Raw genomic sequence first — 18,029 nt, 5'->3', positions numbered from 1 at the left:
AGCAACTCGGCCTAAATTGAAGTGAGATGAGATTTGATTTAAGTGCGGTGAAATTGTTGGAAATAAAATCTAATTACATCAAAATCAAATACTATGACAGTACAAGGTACACACACCGTTGAAAATAACTTGCAGAAAGTTTGGGAAGAACTGGAAGCCGCCAGAAAAATGCAGGATGAATGGATGAATTACGGGGTTGATTTTGTGGATTTGTATGTGGAAGATGCGGGCGGTGATTGGTTGGAAAAGTGGGGAAAATGTGAAGAAGAATTAGAGCGAATTAAACATAAAAAGGTAGATATTGAAGCAGTCAAAGCAGCGATCGACATTCCCAGATTTCAGCAGACAAAACTGCTGGAAATTGCCTTGAATTGCCGTTACTCTACCAACTATTACCCCGATCGCCCCGAGGAGTCTGCCGCTTGGCAAGAGGTTAAGTACAAACGGCTGTCACTTTTAGGGGGAGCGATTTTCGGTGCGGTTGTTACCGATTACCTCTACCGCGAATATCCAGAACTCGATCCAGATGCTATCTCAACCTTAAAAGCTCGTTTAGCAGACTCGAAAAGAACTGCGGAATTTGCACAAAAGTTGAAATTAAACGAGCTTAGTTGGCTAGTATGGAACGGGAAAGAAACAGAGAAAAGCGAGTACAATATATCTTTCTCCGAAAGTTTTGAGGCTTTGTTTGCGGCGATTTACTTAGAGTTAGATCGCGATTTTTCCCGTGGGGGAAACTGGCTGATTCAGCACTTGATTGAACCAAATGTTAGCCAGCATGGGGATCTAACTCAGTGGCGACAAATAGGCCCCGCAAACGAGGTGAAACGGCGGGAAATCCTGGGTGCGGATATTCTAGATGCGATCGCGATCGACTATTTGTACAACCGCTTTCCAGAACGCAACGCCAGCCAGCTAACTCGCTGGAAAAATATGTTAGTGGCCAAAGAGAGTTTTCCCAAAGACTTTAAGGCTAAATTAGGCAGTCATTACCTAGAATTGGAGAGCAATTTCTCGCGTACCCGCGACTGGTTGGTGGATAACTTTATCAAAAGCGCAGTTGACGAACTGCTAGAGGAAACCGACACTCAACCAGAATATGTGATTGACAGTGCGAACCCGGAATCGCTGCCAGAATTGGTCAGCCGGATTACAGACAAAAAGTGGAAAAATGAATTTGTGAGAGTTGTCAGCATTTTGCAACCTGCTGACGAACTTTTGCTGCTGATGCAACAAAAATTAGACAGTATGGTGGCTAAGGATGAAACCTTGCAGCAGTTGCTAATCTGGGCAAATCACAAGTCTCAGTTAGTGCAAAGGAATTTTAAACCGGCGGAAATTAGGGCTTTTTATGTTGCCTTAGTTTGCGTGCTCGATTTGGCTTTGACTAGCGTCCTCGATCCGAGTTTGAAGTTTGATAGATCGAAAGTTCGCAAGTTGCGGAATTGTTTGGTAAAGGTGGGAAAAAATGTAGAATTTGCAGAGGTTAACGAGTCTCTGAAATTGGCTTTTGATAATAATGATGTGGCGGGTATCTTGGTTGACATTTGGGCGCTGGATATTGAACCCGAACTTAAACAACTGCTGGCACAATTTCAGACTGAGATGCCGGATTTGCAAAACTGGAAAAACTGGCGCAAAGAATTCGGTGGCTGTTGGCTGGCAAAATTCAAAACTGCGATCGGCTACAATCGAAACTTTTGCCCCCAACAGAAAACTTTGCTGAAACAGTATTACTATGCCCACAACTTGCTGGTGGAATGCCTCAACAGCGATAATTGTCAGGTGACACCGGCCGTCAGACAAAAAATTGAGGATAAAATGTTGTTATTGTCGGTGGATTTGAAGCTGGTTCACATTTAATTTTGATAGCGTGGACGGGCGGGACGCTCATCCCACTAATGGATGGACGGGCGGGACGCCCATCCCACTAACAGAAACAGGGCTTACGCACTCCCACCCAAGAAACCGGGTTTTTAACCGAATCTGCGGGCTGCAACCCGTCTTTTGGTGAAAAACCCGGTTTCGACGCACCGGTGCCTAAGTCCTAAGAAAGGTAAGATTTAATGGGCAAGTCAAATTTATTGAGTGATGGCTTCCAAATCCTGTATCCCATAACGGAATTCTATGCAGTTGCAGCGCCAATTTAGCGGACAACTGATTGCGATCGACACCAAAAACGCGATCGCCAGTGGGGGTGAAGGTCGCATCTACCCGATCGCCCAAGACTCGTCCCTTGTAGCAAAAATCTACCACAAACCGACAGACGAAGACGGCGACAAACTCACAGTCATGTTCAGTATGCCGCCGGATGCGCCGATCGCAGAACCCGGGCACGCTTCCATTGCTTGGCCGATCGATTTGCTGCATACTGTGGGCGGGCGAGAAAAAATCGTCGGTTTTGTGATGCCGCGCGTCAACAAAGTGATGCCGGTACACACTTTCTACACCCCCAAAACCAGGCGCGAACAAAAACCGCTATTTAGCTATCTTTACCTCCACCGTACCGCCCGAAATCTCGCCTCGGCTGTAAACGCCCTCCACATCAGGGGTTACGTCATCGGGGACGTAAACGAGTCGAACATTCTCGTGACGGATACGGCGTTGGTAACGCTGGTAGACACGGATTCGTTTCAAGTGCGTGATCCTTATACGGGTTACGTTTATCGGTGTCCCGTGGGGAAACCGGAGTTTACGCCGCCGGAGTTGCAGGGGCAGACTTTCCGCGATATCGATCGATCTCCTGAGCACGATTTATTCGGTTTAGCGGTATTAATTTTTCAATTGCTGATGGAAGGTACGCACCCGTTTGCGGGAGTTTATCTCGGTAGCGATGAACCGCCGTCTTTGGAAGCGAGAATTCGATCGGGCCATTTCCCCACAGGTACGAAACGGATTCCCTACCGCCCGATGCCGGCTGCGCCTCCTTTTGAGATGCTGCATCCCCGGCTGCGGCAGATGTTTATCCGCTGTTTTGAGGAAGGGCACGGCAATCCTTCGGCGCGCCCGGATGCGAAAACTTGGGTGAATGCGATTCGGGAAGCGGAAGATGCTTTGGTAACTTGCAGCAAAAACAGTCAGCATAAATACGGAAATCATCTCAGTCGGTGTCCTTGGTGCGATCGGGCAAAACTCCTGAAAGGGCGCGATCCGTTTCCTTCGCGGCAAGCAGTCAACAACGGATTGCACTTGCAGCCTGCGAAAATCAAGCGTAAAAAGCCCCAACCACCGCCTGTCGTGGCCCAGCCCGCAATGCGTCGGCAACAGCCAGCCACGGGGCTGCCACGTCCCCTCGGCCAGTACGCAGTGCCGTTGCTACCGATGCCGATGTCTCCTCGGAGTCGGACTCCTGCGCCTCAGCTTCCGGTGGGCAAGTTTGAGCGCATTTTTCAGGATGCTGCTTGGGGAGGTGTTTGGGGTAGTTTGTGTTTGGCGGCGATTGGGGGGATTTATTCGGTAATAGCTGAGGGCGGCAGTGCTATTTTGGGGGCGATTTTTGTTGGTTCCATTTGGGGCTGTTTTTTTGGGGTGATGTGGGGCGTTTTTACTTTGCCGCCGAATCAGATTTGGCGGAAGTGGGGCGGAGTTTTGGTGGGGGCGTCTTGGGGGGCTTTTTTGTTGGCGGCGATCGGCGGTGCGGTGTTTGGGGCGATTAATAGCACTCCGGGGATCGGTGAGAGGATTTTGGCTGGGGCGGTGGTTGGTGCTGTCTGGGGCTGTGTTTGGGCGAGTTTTCGGCCTCCTCTGGCGCTGCCGGCGGGGAGGGTGTGGGGCCGGCGGGGAGGGTATTTGGGGGCGGTCTGGGGCTCGTTTGTGGGGACTCTGGCTGGTGTTTTTTTGGGGGCTGGGCTGGTGGTTTGGCAGCAATACGGTGTCCAGATGCGGCCGGTGAATGAGTTTGCGGGTTTGCTGCTGGGTGTGGCGATCGTGGCTGCTGGTGTGGGTTCTGTTGGAGGTGTGGTTTCTGGGGGTTTGTTGGGCTTTTGCGGGTTTTCGCCGAAGCTGCCAATTTCGTTTCAGCCTTCGGGCTTGAAGGGTGGGGCTTTGGGGGCGATTTGGGGTAGTTTTTTGGGGACTTTTGCGGGTGCTGTGTTGGGGGCGGGGGTGTCTGCGATGTTTCCGGCTGTTAGCGCTGGGGTGCCAGTGGAGTTGGGGCCTGTGGCGGGGGCGATCGTGGGCGCTGGTTTGGGGGCGATTTGGGGCGTGGTTTCGGGTACTGTTTGGGGGGCTTTGGGGAAGTGGTGATCGGGTTGATGTCTGTTTTTGGGTTGAAAATGCGTCTATGAGTAGGTGTAAAAATCGAGGTGTTAAATTGGGGGGCTATAATGTAGATGCTGTAAGGGTTAGAGGCACTTCAAGCAATAAAATGGTAGACGCAATCGCTGAAATCTATGCGGGGCAAGGGTTTGAGGGCTGTCTGAAAAGTTGGGTATTGACAAGTCGAAGGCTGAAATGGTACTTTTGTTTTATGCAGACGCAAATGAACGTTGAAAACCAAATACAGCAAGGCTTCTGGAACGGGCTGTCGGAAAAACCATAAAACCCTATCAGGGATTGAAACAACCCATTCCCGTCATTCCTGGAATTTCGGCTGTGTCGGAAAAACCATAAAACCCTATCAGGGATTGAAACCAACCTAGCCGCATTCACAGTTTTTCTGAGTTTTGTCGGAAAAACCATAAAACCCTATCAGGGATTGAAACGCCTGTGTGGGCTTCCCTTGCGCTGCTAGAGCATGGCGGAGTCGGAAAAACCATAAAACCCTATCAGGGATTGAAACGCCGAAGCCCTGAAACTGCTACCTAGTACACTGCGTCGGAAAAACCATAAAACCCTATCAGGGATTGAAACACAACCAACAAATTGGAAGAAGTAGACGCGACATTACTGTCGGAAAAACCATAAAACCCTATCAGGGATTGAAACGGAATGCGATCGCCTTCCCGGATCTGTTTTTCACCGGTCGGAAAAACCATAAAACCCTATCAGGGATTGAAACAGCCAGACCCATTACGCGCGATCGAGCTTCCATTGATAGTCGGAAAAACCATAAAACCCTATCAGGGATTGAAACATGTCAATATATGATGAAATACATATATATATAGTCGGAAAAACCATAAAACCCTATCAGGGATTGAAACCTCGACCCTGCCGATCGCAATCAACTCCTTGCCAAGTCGGAAAAACCATAAAACCCTATCAGGGATTGAAACACTGAGGGCGCTCGTCGCGATGTACCAAGCCCAGTCGGAAAAACCATAAAACCCTATCAGGGATTGAAACTTCGGTGATGAAATAGACACTTACGAAATAAAGGAGTCGGAAAAACCATAAAACCCTATCAGGGATTGAAACCCGGTGAAACTTAACGACCCAGTTAACTTGCTAATGTCGGAAAAACCATAAAACCCTATCAGGGATTGAAACAAAATTCGCAAGGGAAGGCGATCGGGCAAACCGACCAGTCGGAAAAACCATAAAACCCTATCAGGGATTGAAACGCAAGCAACTAAACGGTACAAACTGTTGCGAACGAATGAGTCGGAAAAACCATAAAACCCTATCAGGGATTGAAACCCGTTTTGTAAGAACTGAAACTATACACTTGCGGGTCGGAAAAACCATAAAACCCTATCAGGGATTGAAACACGTTATCCGATAGCGCGCTGGCATTTTCGACTGAAGGGGTATCACGTCGGAAAAACCATAAAACCCTATCAGGGATTGAAACATTGTAAATACTGATTGGTTGCAAAGCGACAAAGGTCGGAAAAACCATAAAACCCTATCAGGGATTGAAACGCGTACCACGGTAGCTAAATCCTCCGGCGAGTGCCTGCCCAGGTCGGAAAAACCATAAAACCCTATCAGGGATTGAAACGATTTTACTAAAACCAGTGTTCACAGCCCTGGTGTCGGAAAAACCATAAAACCCTATCAGGGATTGAAACGCAAGTAAAGGTAGACGAATCTATTAAAGATTATCTGAGTCGGAAAAACCATAAAACCCTATCAGGGATTGAAACAGGAGTAGGGCTAGGTGTGGGTAGCACAAGGGGAAAAGTCGGAAAAACCATAAAACCCTATCAGGGATTGAAACTACCGGTTGTCAGCCAAAGAATCGTGGACGAACGTCGGAAAAACCATAAAACCCTATCAGGGATTGAAACGAGGATGAAATCGCTACGGAAGTCTATGTAAGTCGCGTCGGAAAAACCATAAAACCCTATCAGGGATTGAAACCATGTATTGAGTGCTACCATCACCAGCGTAATATTGTCGGAAAAACCATAAAACCCTATCAGGGATTGAAACACAGAATTAGCAGTCGAGCCCGTTGTTACAGAAGTCGGAAAAACCATAAAACCCTATCAGGGATTGAAACAATCAGTCCATCGTCGCAAAACGGGATAACTGCAGTCGGAAAAACCATAAAACCCTATCAGGGATTGAAACGCGATCGCCCAATTAACTGATTGCATTCTGATGAGTCGGAAAAACCATAAAACCCTATCAGGGATTGAAACTGCAAAAATGATTAATGGATCTCCCACGATCTATAGTCGGAAAAACCATAAAACCCTATCAGGGATTGAAACTAAATCCAACTTCAGCTAAAAAACCAGGCTCCGAAAAGTCGGAAAAACCATAAAACCCTATCAGGGATTGAAACCAAAATTGATAGTCCGAGCGAAGCCATACCTAAGTCGGAAAAACCATAAAACCCTATCAGGGATTGAAACACTATAAAATTGTTGAAACCTTTTTCTCTCAGAGTCGGAAAAACCATAAAACCCTATCAGGGATTGAAACGGATCGGATCAAGTTGCTACTGCCGAAGATGACAAGTCGGAAAAACCATAAAACCCTATCAGGGATTGAAACCAGGCTCACCGCCCTGCGCTTGACCATTCACGGTGTCGGAAAAACCATAAAACCCTATCAGGGATTGAAACTGGTAATGGTGCTGGAGGCGGAGTAGGGTCAACGTGTCGGAAAAACCATAAAACCCTATCAGGGATTGAAACCAGGCTCACCGCCCTGCGCTTGACCATTCACGGTAATCGTGTCGGAAAAACCATAAAACCCTATCAGGGATTGAAACTCGCTCAGGGCGAGCCAAAAATTCTACCAGCAAATGTCGGAAAAACCATAAAACCCTATCAGGGATTGAAACCGGGTTAGACGTGTATTACACCGATATCTTGAAGTCGGAAAAACCATAAAACCCTATCAGGGATTGAAACCCGTAGGGGGAACTAAATCCGCCTTAGTAATTGTCAGGTCGGAAAAACCATAAAACCCTATCAGGGATTGAAACGTCAGATGAAGCTAGTGAGTGCTTAAATGATATACGGTCGGAAAAACCATAAAACCCTATCAGGGATTGAAACCTGCAACTGAGAATCGGTCTGATTTTCAATCAGTGTCGGAAAAACCATAAAACCCTATCAGGGATTGAAACGAATGGAAGGAAGGCTCGAAATTTTATAAAATTGGTCGGAAAAACCATAAAACCCTATCAGGGATTGAAACGCGGAGTGTTTGCTCTGCACTCAATATCCATATGTCGGAAAAACCATAAAACCCTATCAGGGATTGAAACAATCACTCCTTGATATGGTGCGGCATCTCCGCCCCAGGTCGGAAAAACCATAAAACCCTATCAGGGATTGAAACTCGGTTATCGCAATTATAAAGGTGATTGGACTGCGTCGGAAAAACCATAAAACCCTATCAGGGATTGAAACAAAGCATTATCATCAATGGCGTAGGCTCTTGCTTTGACGTCGGAAAAACCATAAAACCCTATCAGGGATTGAAACAGCATTGGCGTTTTTAAATGTTTTGGAATATCCTGTCGGTCGGAAAAACCATAAAACCCTATCAGGGATTGAAACGCAATATTGCCCAGATTTCTGGATTAGATTCGGGTGTCGGAAAAACCATAAAACCCTATCAGGGATTGAAACATTGCCATTTGGTATGCGCTTTCAGCAGCAAAACCGGTCGGAAAAACCATAAAACCCTATCAGGGATTGAAACGGGGTAAAGATTTGAGCATGATTGGTAGGGTCGAAAGTCGGAAAAACCATAAAACCCTATCAGGGATTGAAACGTTCAGTGTCAAACGGTCTAGGAAACTGAGACAAGTCGGAAAAACCATAAAACCCTATCAGGGATTGAAACACAATCTGGCGACGTTCGGAATGCCAGACACAAGTCGGAAAAACCATAAAACCCTATCAGGGATTGAAACTTGCTTGTAAAGCTGTAAGCTTACCCGAATAAAGTCGGAAAAACCATAAAACCCTATCAGGGATTGAAACCGGAATGCCAGACACAAGACAATCTACCTTCTTCCGTCGGAAAAACCATAAAACCCTATCAGGGATTGAAACTTTCTCTGGCGGCTGATTGATACCCAACCAGAAGTCGGAAAAACCATAAAACCCTATCAGGGATTGAAACAGTATAATGAGTAATACTTGCAAGGAGGAAATTAGGTCGGAAAAACCATAAAACCCTATCAGGGATTGAAACTCTGAAAGGAATATGTACGGTGTGGACGATTTAGCGTCGGAAAAACCATAAAACCCTATCAGGGATTGAAACGAAGGCATCCCCGGACGACTCGACGCTCCTGTAGTAAGTCGGAAAAACCATAAAACCCTATCAGGGATTGAAACTTTAGGCATAGGCGATCCGCCGTCACTTGTAAAGTGTCGGAAAAACCATAAAACCCTATCAGGGATTGAAACCGACAATATCAACTCATCCGCGCGATCGGCAACATTTAAAGTCGGAAAAACCATAAAACCCTATCAGGGATTGAAACTTAACTGAAGATTGTATTGATCGCCTGCCAATCGTGTCGGAAAAACCATATTTCCCGATATAAGGCTTGAAACCCTGTATTGGAAGGCTTTCGCCTCGGACAATGTAGCGGGAAAAACCATAAATCCCTATCAGGGATTGAAACAAAGTCCAAGCGCGCTGCAATAAACCTAAATCCCTCTCAAAGATTGAAACTAAATCGGGTATGATATCATTCGCGGTTGCACTCAGACATGACTGTTGACTGTGACTCGAAAAACTGAAAATTGGGCTGATATTTTTTGGCAGCTTGACTCGACTTTACCAGGACGCACTATGAAGCGCGGATTTGATATGATTCCGGCGCATCGGGAATTGAGATGCAGCAGCAAAATACAAATTAAGCCACAATAAACCTAAATCCCATTTTCAATTGAGATGACAGTGACAATTCGGCTTTTCAATCAAAGACTCAACCAAAGCATTCAAAGCAACCGCCGCCAACAATCCGCCGCCAAAAGTTCCCACAGTCGTAATATAAGCAACACCCGATCGCACTAACCGCCGTTTCGCCACCGGAGAATGACTAAAACCGATCGGCATTCCAACTACCAAAGCCGGTTGCAATTGCCCACACTCGATCGCCTCGCAAACCGCCATCAGCACAGACGGCGCATATCCTATCACTAATATACATCCTTTTTCCAGTTTCAACAACTTATCAAACCACTCACCCTGCCGCCAGAATTCCTGTTCAGCTTCTGCCGCAGCATTGATGTGCGGATCATCAATTAAAGTTGCAATACTTGTTCCCAAATGCGCCAATCTTGTCCCATCCAAAGCAGCAAAAACAGGCGGCACATCAGCCACAATTTGACACTGATTTTTCAAAGCTTCCCGCGCCGATTTAATCGCCGTTGCGCTCAACTTCACAAACGGCAGCAGCGAACAATCTCCGCAAGCTAACACCAGTTTAGAAAGCAAGTCTACCTCAATTTCCGAGCGATCAGGCAAATCCGGCAACAAAAGCTGCAACGACTCCCCAAAATCCTCCGGGTGAGTGTGCGCCCCCGCATCCCAACCCTCCCAAAGTTGTTCCAACTCATCCAACCCCCCCTCAGTTTCCGCCTGCAACAGCCTTAATTGCGCCAAGGCGTCCGCTTGCACCGCTTGACAGAAAATATCCCGCCCCAGCAATCCTTCCAGCGCCGAAGCCGTTTCTCTGAGGCGAACAATTTGCTGAATAACCGACAGATATTGCCGTTGCAGAGTCGCCATCAGCGGGTCTGGCGAAGCATCCGCGTCAGTTTCTAACAGTTTGCGGATGTGAGACAGTTGAAAGCCTTGCTGCTTGAGTGCAACTATTCTTTGCAGTCTTTGCACATCGCTGCGGGTGTACAGTCTGTAGTTAGAGGTCGATCGTACAGCCGGAGATAGCAGCCCCAAAGCGTGATAATGTCGCACCATCCGAGGGGTAATTGTGCCTTTTACCGCTTCTGTAAGTTGTTTGATTGTCAGGTATTCTTGCATTGGATTTTTTAACCGCAGATATGGGCGGATAAACGCGGATGGACGCAGATGGGTATGGATGGTTATTGAGTTTTGTAATTTTGTTTGGTTTTACTCTTGACATTGACATTGATGTCAATGTTTAGGCTACAGGAGTCATTCTACCAAATCAAGCTTTACAAATGACTTCTAATTTTTTGTCACTTTCTCGCATCTCCCACGTAGCCGAAGAACATCCAGATGCTGTGACTGCCGCCCTGTGCGGAATTCTAGTAATCTTGGGTTCGCTAGCGCTGCAATTCGGCTGGCTGGGTGTAGCCGTGTTAATTTTGCCCGCAGCTTATGTTATCGGCGGCTATTCCAGTACCCGCGAAGGCTTAACTACGCTTTTTCAAGAACGCGAATTAGATGTAGATTTGTTAATGATTGTCGCTGCTTTGGGCGCGGCCGGTTTGGGGCTGTGGCGGCAAGAATATCATTTAATTGTTGACGGTGCGGTGTTGATTTTAATCTTTGCAATTAGCGGCGCGCTTGAAGGTTATGCTATGCAGCGGACTGAACGCAGCATCCGCAGTTTGATGAGTTTGACTGCGGATACTGCTAGGGTGGTAATGTACGGCGGGGAACGGTTCGTGGCGATCGACAAATTGGAAATTGGCGATTACATTTTAGTCAAGCCCGGAGAAATCATCCCCACAGATGCGATAATTATTGAAGGCTACAGTGCGATCGATCAAGCCTCGATTACCGGCGAATCGATGCCCGTGGAAAAAACCAGCGGCGATGAAGTCTATGCAGGTACAATTAACGGTGTCGGCGCGCTGAAACTCGAAGTGTATAAAACTCCAGAAAGCAGCTTGATTCAGCGAGTGATTCGGCTAGTTCAAGAAGCGCAAACAGCAGCGCCGCCTTCTCAAATGTTTGTGGAAAAATTCGAGCGCGGTTATGCCAAATTAATTGTCTGTTTAGGCTTGCTGCTGGCAACTTTGCCGCCCTTTGTTTTGGGCTGGAATTGGGAAGAGACAATCTATCGGGCGCTGATTTTCCTAGTAGTAGCATCCCCCTGCGCGCTGATGGCTTCGATTATGCCCGCGCTGCTTTCGGGAATTGCTAATGGGGCGAGACAGGGGATTTTGTTTAAAAGTGGCGCGCAATTAGAGATGATTGGTAAAGTCAGGGCGATCGCCTTTGACAAAACCGGAACTCTCACCACGGGAAAACCTGAAGTTATCCAAATTGTACCAGCAGCCGGATATACTGAAACAGAAGTTCTGCAATTGGCAGCAGCCCTAGAAGCTCATTCCGAACACGCGATCGCCTCTGCAATTGTCAGCGCCGCCCAGCAGCAACAGTTACAATTGTCAACCGCTACCGATGTACAAGCAAAAATCGGTCAAGGAATTATAGGCAAAGTCAACAATCAAATCATTGCCATTGGTAAAGCCGGATTTGTCGAAGCAACTTCCGAATTAGCTCAAATCAGCCAGCAGTTGCAAGCCGAAGGTAAAACCGTTGTTTGGGTGGCAAAAAGCGAGCAGCTTTTGGGAATCATTGCAGTAGCAGATACCATCCGCCCAGAAGCAGCAGCAACGGTAAAACGCTTGCAAAAATTAGGCGTAGAACATATAATTATGCTAACCGGCGACAACGAGCAAACAGCTCAACACATCGCCAGTCAAATAGGCATCAAAGAAGTGTACGCCGAACTTTTGCCAGAAGACAAAGTGCAGGCAATTAAACAACTGCAAACCCAGTATCAAACTGTAGCAATGGTGGGAGACGGCATCAACGACGCCCCCGCCCTCGCCCAAGCTTCCGTGGGCATTGCGATGGGAATTTCCGGCAGCGATGTTGCTTTAGAAACTGCTGATATAGTATTAATGGCAGACAAGTTAGAGCAACTAGCTAAAGCAATTAGTTTGGGCCGCCGCGCTCAAAAAGTTGTCAAACAAAACATTGTTTTTGCACTCAGTTGCATTGTCCTGTTATTGGCGGCTAATTTTTTCGGAAATATCACCATGCCTTTGGGCGTCATCGGTCACGAAGGCTCTACAGTAATAGTAACCTTAAGCGGTTTGCGCCTCCTGAGAAATTAGACACCAAAAACCGCGATTTAATCGAGGCAGAGCCTCTGGAAATGCGTTCTCAGGCAGAGCCTGGGAACGAGAGTTTTATCTGCGTTCATCTGCGTCAATCTGCCTTCATCTGCGGTTAAAAATTCAAAACATTAAGAAAAACTACAATTTGTGTTTGCGTCCCTCAAAATACGCTAGCGTCAAAAGTATAGAATCATACCAAAATCTGAAATTGCTCGACACTGCAATAAAAATTAACCTAGAAAAAGTCTAGAAAATGGTATAGAACAGATTGCACCAAGAGCAATGGAAAACAAGTTTTCTGTTGGAGGCTATTATGAACGAAAAAGTCATTGGGGCCGCGCGGAACGTTGCAATTGTTGGCCCTTATTTAAGCGGTAAAACCGCACTGCTCGAAAGTTTGCTGTCGGTGACAGGGACAATTACCCGCAAAGGAAATGTCAAAGATGGCAACACAATAGGTGATAGTTCGCCGGAAGCGCGCGATCGCCAAATGAGCGTAGAAGTAAACGCCGCCACCGCTGAATATGAAGGCGTCCGCTTCACATTTCTCGACTGTCCGGGCTCGGTAGAATTTGCCCAAGAAACTTACAATGCGCTGATTGGTGTGGATGCGGCGATAATTGTTTGCGAACCCGTTGCCGATCGCACTTTAACCCTCGCACCCCTGTTTAAATTCCTCGACGATTGGGAAATTCCCCACTTAGTTTTCATCAACAAGATCGATCGAGCTTACACAGACGAAACTACTTGCGGCACCAACTTCACCGAGGTACTCGACGCGCTCAAATCCGTTTCCAGCAGACCGATCGTACCTCACCAATATCCGATCGGCAAAAACGAACAAATCATCGGTTTTATCGACTTAGTAACCGAACAAGCTTATCACTACCATCCGGGCGCCGCCGCAGATCCCGTCCCGCTTCCAGAACACCTCAAAGCACAAGAAAGCGCAGCGCGGCAGCAAATGCTCGAAGAATTGGCGAATTTTGACGACCATTTACTCGAAGAATTGCTCGAAGAAATCAATCCCGACGCCGAAGAAATTACCCGCGATTTAAAGATGGAATTAGGCGCAGATTTAATTGTGCCAGTATTCATCGGCATGGCCGAACAAGATTTCGGCGTGCGGCCTCTGCTGGAAGCTTTGCTGAGGGAAGCGCCGACACCGGAAACTACAGCCGATCGCCGTGGCATTATACAAAGTGAAAACAAAGTTCTGGCTCAAATCCTCAAAACCTATTACACACCGCAGGGAGGGAAACTATCGTTAGTGAGAATGTGGCGGGGGACGCTGGCAGATGGAGCAATTTTGAACGGCGTTCGAGTTAACGGTTTGTATCGCTTGACCGGCCAGCAAACGCAAAGTTTGCAATCCGTCAGCGCGGGGGAAATTGTGGCTGTGGGAAGGCTAGAAGGTTTGAAAACAGGCGATACGCTGGCCCTAGACCGATCGGAAGAATTGCCAAAAGCCGAAATCATCCCGCCTGTCTACGCACTGGCTATCGTCCCAGAAAAGCGCAACGATGAAGTTAAGCTGAGCTCTGCTTTAGCTAAATTGCTAGAAGAAGACCCATCTTTAGTCTGGGAACAGCACGGCGACACTCACGAAAGTATACTTTGGGGTCAAGGCGAAATCCACCTGAAAGTAGCTTTAGACAGGTTGCGCCGCAAGTATAACTTGCCGATGGTAACTCACTTACCGCAAGTGCCCTATAAAGAAACCATCCGCAAACCTGCATCTTCCATCCACGGGCGCTACAAACACCAAAGCGGTGGACACGGACAATTCGGCGACGTGTACCTCGACATTCAACCGCAGCCTCGCGGAGAAGGTTTCACCTTTAGCGACAAAATAGTCGGCGGCGTCGTCCCAAAACAGTACATTCCCGGCGTGGAAGTGGGAGTGCGCGAGTATTTGGATCGCGGCCCGCTGGGTTTCCCGGTGGTAGACGTAGCGGTGACGCTGACGAACGGTTCCTATCATTCTGTGGACAGTTCCGAACAAGCTTTCAAGCAAGCGGCGCGTTTGGCGATGCAGGAGGGAATGGCCAAGTGCGAACCGGCATTGCTGGAGCCGATCGCCAAAGTTGAAATTTGCGCTCCGAACGAGTGTACATCAAAGGTGTTGCAGTTGGTCAGCGGACACCGCGGCCAAATTCTCGGCTACGAAGGTAAAAAAGGCTGGAAGGGATGGGATGCAGTTTCTGCTTATTTGCCGATCGCAGAAATGCAGAATTTGATCGTAGAATTGCGATCGCAGACCATGGGAGTCGGATTTTTTAATTGGGAGTTCGATCGATTGCAAGAAGTGCCGGAACCTTTAGCTAAGCGGGTTTTGCTAACGACTGGCGGCAATGGGAATGGTAACGGCAAAAGTTAGGTAATTGTCTTAAAAAACCCGGTTTCTTGAATAAACCGGGTTTTTGCACGAGTTGCAATTACAATTCATTGCGATCGATTCCCATTTCTCGGAGTCTTAATTCTAAAGCTTGCGATCGCGATCGTTCTTGTTCCAGCAAAGTTTGTGCCTCATCGGAGAACTGCTCATCATTGGTCGTAGTGCAAACCTGCTATAGCCAATGTGTGCTGCATCAAAAGGGCGCTTTAAAACCGCTCCGAAAGCTCAGTTTTTTAATCTTTACGGTGTAAACAAGGAGCAAAACTAATGACAATTGAATACATCCGCACAAGAACCGCTGAAACTGTAGAAATAGAGGAGGGTAGTGATTTTTGTAACCTTGACGAAATCAATCAAGCAATTACCTTTTTGGATAATTTGGAAAGACGCTTAAATCAGAACTCTCAACTTTCAAATACATCAGAAGGTCAAAATGCCATTACTCAAGCGCTTAACGGCGTAGAATCTGCAATTCTGGGTCTGATGATGGTCAATCAAGTTGTTAGCGAAATTACTTACGAAAAGAAAGCAAAAGGAAAGAAAGCAAAAGAAAATTTAGATGATGAAGAGGAGCAATTTTAATGGCACAAGTTCGGGCATTAATGCCATCTAAATTCGTTTCTCTAGCCGATGAACTGCTTGCAAATACTGGAGTTGGCGATTACTCAACATTAATCGGAATCTTGTTAAATCGCTACGGCAACCACGTCATCCGGGTAGATAATATTTGATTTGTCGGGAGATTGCTGTTGTGTAACCATTACTGTTTCCCCAAATTGCCTGCTAATAATATTGTATTGTAAATGATATCAATTCCGTCGTTCGTAGGGGCTGGTTTCACCAGAAATATTGGCAATCATTCAAAGGATAAATAAACCCGCCCCCGCCCCACGGCCAATCTGAATGTACATTTCGATTGTTCGTTGGGTGGGGGCGGGTTTTCGAGATTGTTTTTTCTCAGCGATTCTGGTTTGTGAAACCCGCCACTACGATCGCACAAATTATACGATCGCGAATCAACAACACAGGATATTAGAGAACTCGATAATTCATCCGTGTCTCCGTGTCAAAATCTCTTAGAGTGCCTTCTTCCTTACCCTAAAAAGAAATAATCAAGTAACCGTTTAGGAACTTAGCACCAGTAACAGACTTTCCAGTTAGCGCCGGAGGCAGCAAAATATTGCGCCGCTGATCGCCCGCTTCGATCGTCACTTCCGGCCCGGATTGAATCAATTTAATTTCTTTCTTGTCAAACCCAGGCAAAAACAAACTAACTTGACGCTGTGCAATGTTTATGTTAATCGGTTTAGGAGCTTTTGCAGCCTCCGAAAAATCTGGCAAAGCATCAATTAGCGGCTGCCAATTATTGTCACTGTGCGCCGGAACCGAAACAGCCGTCAAAGGATCAAAATCGCCAGTAATAGCTTCTGTAACCGGTGCTTGATTAACAATGACACCGCCCACAGTCAAACTAACTTGTTGAGAACTTCCCCAAAGATAACGAGCAGTTGCGATCGCACTTGCATCCCCAGTCGTCACCAAAAAAGCCGCCGTGCGGTTCGGATCTGCCAGCGCTTCCTTACCCTTATCCAAAAGATTATCGACTTGCTTAGTAGATTGAAAAGCATTGTCTCCCGACAAATCCACCGTCAACACGGTACTGACAACCGGTTGAATAAAAGGTGAAAGCGCTTTCCCCAAATCCGAATCTACCAAAGCTTGACGGAATCTGCGGATGTACCAACTCAGAATTTCCGGCATTCCCAGCATCCGCAGCGTATCCATGCCGCCATTGCCGTCATAAACAATTACATCGTATTGTTTGCTGTCCTCGTATTCCCGAAGTTCGTTCAACGCCAGCGCGCTGTCCATTCCCGGCAATACTCCTAATTCTTGACCGTAAATCTGCTTGAAAAACGGAGTGCGGACATATTGAGCTTCTAGTTGTTTAACTTCGTCCCACCTGCGTTCTAGCAGCGGCGCGCTTTGCACCTGAACTGCTTTGAGGTTGGGGGCGATTTCCTGGGGGTTGAGAGTCAGGGGAACCCCCAGCAGAATACCTAATGCAGGGCCCGGATCTTGACCGAGCAGCAGAACTCGCTTGCCTTGAGCCGCGTATTTTTTAGCTGTTGCGATCGCGATCGTACTGCGGCCAGTGCCGCCTTTGCCCAAAAATGTCAAAATCAAAGCCATTTTCTGTTCTCACTGCCAAAGCTTACTCTTTAACATTTAAGCGCAACCTTCAGCGAGAGTGGGGGAGGGGGGAGAGTGGAGGAAGAGGAGAGTCGGCGAGTGGGAGAGTGGGAGAGGGGAAGAATTGGGAAAATTTTTCCTCTTCCTTCTTCCATCGGACTGACATCCGTTACATCCGTTACATCCGTTACATCCGTTACAGAATCCGTTGCCGAACTTCCTTCTTCCTTCTACATCTGTTAAACGGGTTCTAGCTCATCTTCAAAGAACCAAGTCGCAAAACCGTCAAACTTGACAACCACGCCTACTCCGCTACCGTCAACCATTCTGAATCCGTCAACAGTGCCTACTGGATTCTCCTTTATCTTGCCCACCATATTTGCAGGTATCCGATCTCTGAGACGGCGCACCTTAACTCTCTGACCTACTTCTATTGCCACTGAAATTGTTCTCCTGCTCTATATAACCTATATACAACCGTTTATTTTACAGTTTGGCGTCTACTTCGGAACAGCAACACCCGCAGGCGATCGCTCCCTATGATTTTCCATCGAAATTTCCACCAACTTTCCCTAAAAGACGGTATTCTAGTCGGAGTGCGTCGATCGTCTACCCTGATTCGCTTGGGTTTGCTTCATAAAGTTTCACAGCGGCAAGCTCCACTGGCAGAGGCTGTTCACCACTTAGATAATTATTTTTTATTGCTTCGCAAAAAGCATCTTTTCATTAATTGCCACAACTACACAATTTATCCCCAATTAGTCATCCTTCCGGCAGAAGCCAAAAGGCATTCACAGGCAGTAATTAATTTTATGTTTGCTATATATAAATCTGCGCTCTCTAACGTTGACATCGGCGAAAGTTGATGCTGCAGAACACTTTGAGTCAGCTTGGCACAAAATTCCGAAGGTCAGAGTTTAGGAAACTGCCATGTTGTAACAGTTTACTAAAATATGACCCTAAAAAAAAGTTTTAATGCTAAACTTTCAGGCTGATAAAGTTTATTTTTG

At 47.0% G+C, this 18,029-nt stretch carries 10 protein-coding genes and 1 CRISPR repeat array; of the genes, 7 read left to right on the top strand and 3 right to left on the bottom strand.

Annotated elements, in window-relative coordinates; all coding sequences use genetic code 11:
- Window positions 1–93 precede the first annotated feature (93 nt).
- Together QUB37_RS04400 and QUB37_RS04395 are read left to right on the top strand one after the other, a co-directional pair.
- Entirely contained in the window at window positions 94–1,863 is a 1,770-nt protein-coding gene (locus QUB37_RS04400) for an NACHT C-terminal helical domain 2-containing protein (protein WP_333159475.1), read from the top strand.
- 264 nt (window positions 1,864–2,127) lie between these two features.
- Window positions 2,128–4,245 (top strand): DNA-binding protein, encoded by a 2,118-nt coding sequence (locus QUB37_RS04395; RefSeq protein ID WP_333159473.1) that lies wholly within the window; start codon window positions 2,128–2,130, stop codon window positions 4,243–4,245.
- A gap of 279 nt (window positions 4,246–4,524) precedes the next feature.
- Window positions 4,525–8,842: a CRISPR direct-repeat array (repeat unit 37 nt; unit sequence GTCGGAAAAACCATAAAACCCTATCAGGGATTGAAAC).
- Window positions 8,843–9,249: 407 nt separating this feature from the next.
- Here QUB37_RS04395 and QUB37_RS04390 read toward each other — a convergent pair.
- On the bottom strand, window positions 9,250–10,350 hold the full coding sequence (locus tag QUB37_RS04390) for a precorrin-8X methylmutase (protein WP_333159471.1): 1,101 nt from the start codon (window positions 10,348–10,350) through the stop codon (window positions 9,250–9,252).
- Between the two features lie 161 nt (window positions 10,351–10,511).
- Between QUB37_RS04390 and QUB37_RS04385 the strand changes: the two genes are divergently transcribed.
- From QUB37_RS04385 to QUB37_RS04370, 4 genes are all read left to right on the top strand, one after another.
- On the top strand, window positions 10,512–12,425 hold the full coding sequence (locus tag QUB37_RS04385; protein ID WP_333159469.1) for a heavy metal translocating P-type ATPase: 1,914 nt from the start codon (window positions 10,512–10,514) through the stop codon (window positions 12,423–12,425).
- 316 nt (window positions 12,426–12,741) lie between these two features.
- A complete protein-coding gene (locus QUB37_RS04380) occupies window positions 12,742–14,808 on the top strand; it encodes an elongation factor G (protein ID WP_333159467.1) in 2,067 nt (688 codons plus the stop codon).
- Window positions 14,809–15,093: 285 nt separating this feature from the next.
- Entirely contained in the window at window positions 15,094–15,408 is a 315-nt protein-coding gene (locus QUB37_RS04375) for a hypothetical protein (protein WP_333159465.1), read from the top strand.
- Window positions 15,408–15,557, top strand: a complete 150-nt coding sequence (locus tag QUB37_RS04370) for a hypothetical protein (RefSeq protein ID WP_333159463.1) — start codon at window positions 15,408–15,410, stop codon at window positions 15,555–15,557. The genes QUB37_RS04375 and QUB37_RS04370 overlap by 1 nt, the downstream gene beginning before the upstream one ends.
- 367 nt (window positions 15,558–15,924) lie before the next feature.
- Here the strand turns inward: QUB37_RS04370 and QUB37_RS04365 are convergent, their stop codons facing one another.
- Both QUB37_RS04365 and petP read right to left on the bottom strand, forming a co-directional pair.
- Complete coding sequence (locus tag QUB37_RS04365) at window positions 15,925–17,019, bottom strand: Get3/ArsA fold putative tail anchor-mediating ATPase NosAFP (protein ID WP_333159461.1); 1,095 nt, start codon at window positions 17,017–17,019, stop codon at window positions 15,925–15,927.
- 239 nt (window positions 17,020–17,258) lie between these two features.
- A complete protein-coding gene (petP, locus tag QUB37_RS04360) occupies window positions 17,259–17,459 on the bottom strand; it encodes a cytochrome b6f subunit PetP (protein WP_333054278.1) in 201 nt (66 codons plus the stop codon).
- 99 nt (window positions 17,460–17,558) lie between these two features.
- On the opposite strand from petP, the gene QUB37_RS04355 reads away from it, so the two are divergent.
- A complete protein-coding gene (locus QUB37_RS04355) occupies window positions 17,559–17,885 on the top strand; it encodes a hypothetical protein (RefSeq protein WP_333159459.1) in 327 nt (108 codons plus the stop codon).
- Window positions 17,886–18,029: the final 144 nt, after the last annotated feature.

This window comes from Microcoleus sp. AT3-A2, from assembly GCF_036705685.1.
Classification (GTDB): Bacteria; Cyanobacteriota; Cyanobacteriia; order Cyanobacteriales; family Microcoleaceae; genus Microcoleus.
The sequence above is the reverse complement of the archived record's forward strand: the minus strand, read 5'-3'. Positions and strand labels throughout refer to the sequence as shown.

Bases quoted from the DNA above. Each gene is read 5' to 3' on its own strand.
- QUB37_RS04370 (WP_333159463.1), top strand. From the start codon at position 15,408: ATGGCACAAGTTCGGGCATTAATGCCATCTAAATTCGTTTCTCTAGCC.
- QUB37_RS04385 (WP_333159469.1), top strand. From the start codon at position 10,512: ATGACTTCTAATTTTTTGTCACTTTCTCGCATCTCCCACGTAGCCGAA.
- QUB37_RS04355 (WP_333159459.1), top strand. From the start codon at position 17,559: ATGATTTTCCATCGAAATTTCCACCAACTTTCCCTAAAAGACGGTATT.
- QUB37_RS04400 (WP_333159475.1), top strand. From the start codon at position 94: ATGACAGTACAAGGTACACACACCGTTGAAAATAACTTGCAGAAAGTT.
- QUB37_RS04390 (WP_333159471.1), bottom strand. From the start codon at position 10,350: ATGCAAGAATACCTGACAATCAAACAACTTACAGAAGCGGTAAAAGGC.
- QUB37_RS04395 (WP_333159473.1), top strand. From the start codon at position 2,128: ATGCAGTTGCAGCGCCAATTTAGCGGACAACTGATTGCGATCGACACC.
- QUB37_RS04380 (WP_333159467.1), top strand. From the start codon at position 12,742: ATGAACGAAAAAGTCATTGGGGCCGCGCGGAACGTTGCAATTGTTGGC.
- QUB37_RS04375 (WP_333159465.1), top strand. From the start codon at position 15,094: ATGACAATTGAATACATCCGCACAAGAACCGCTGAAACTGTAGAAATA.
- QUB37_RS04365 (WP_333159461.1), bottom strand. From the start codon at position 17,019: ATGGCTTTGATTTTGACATTTTTGGGCAAAGGCGGCACTGGCCGCAGT.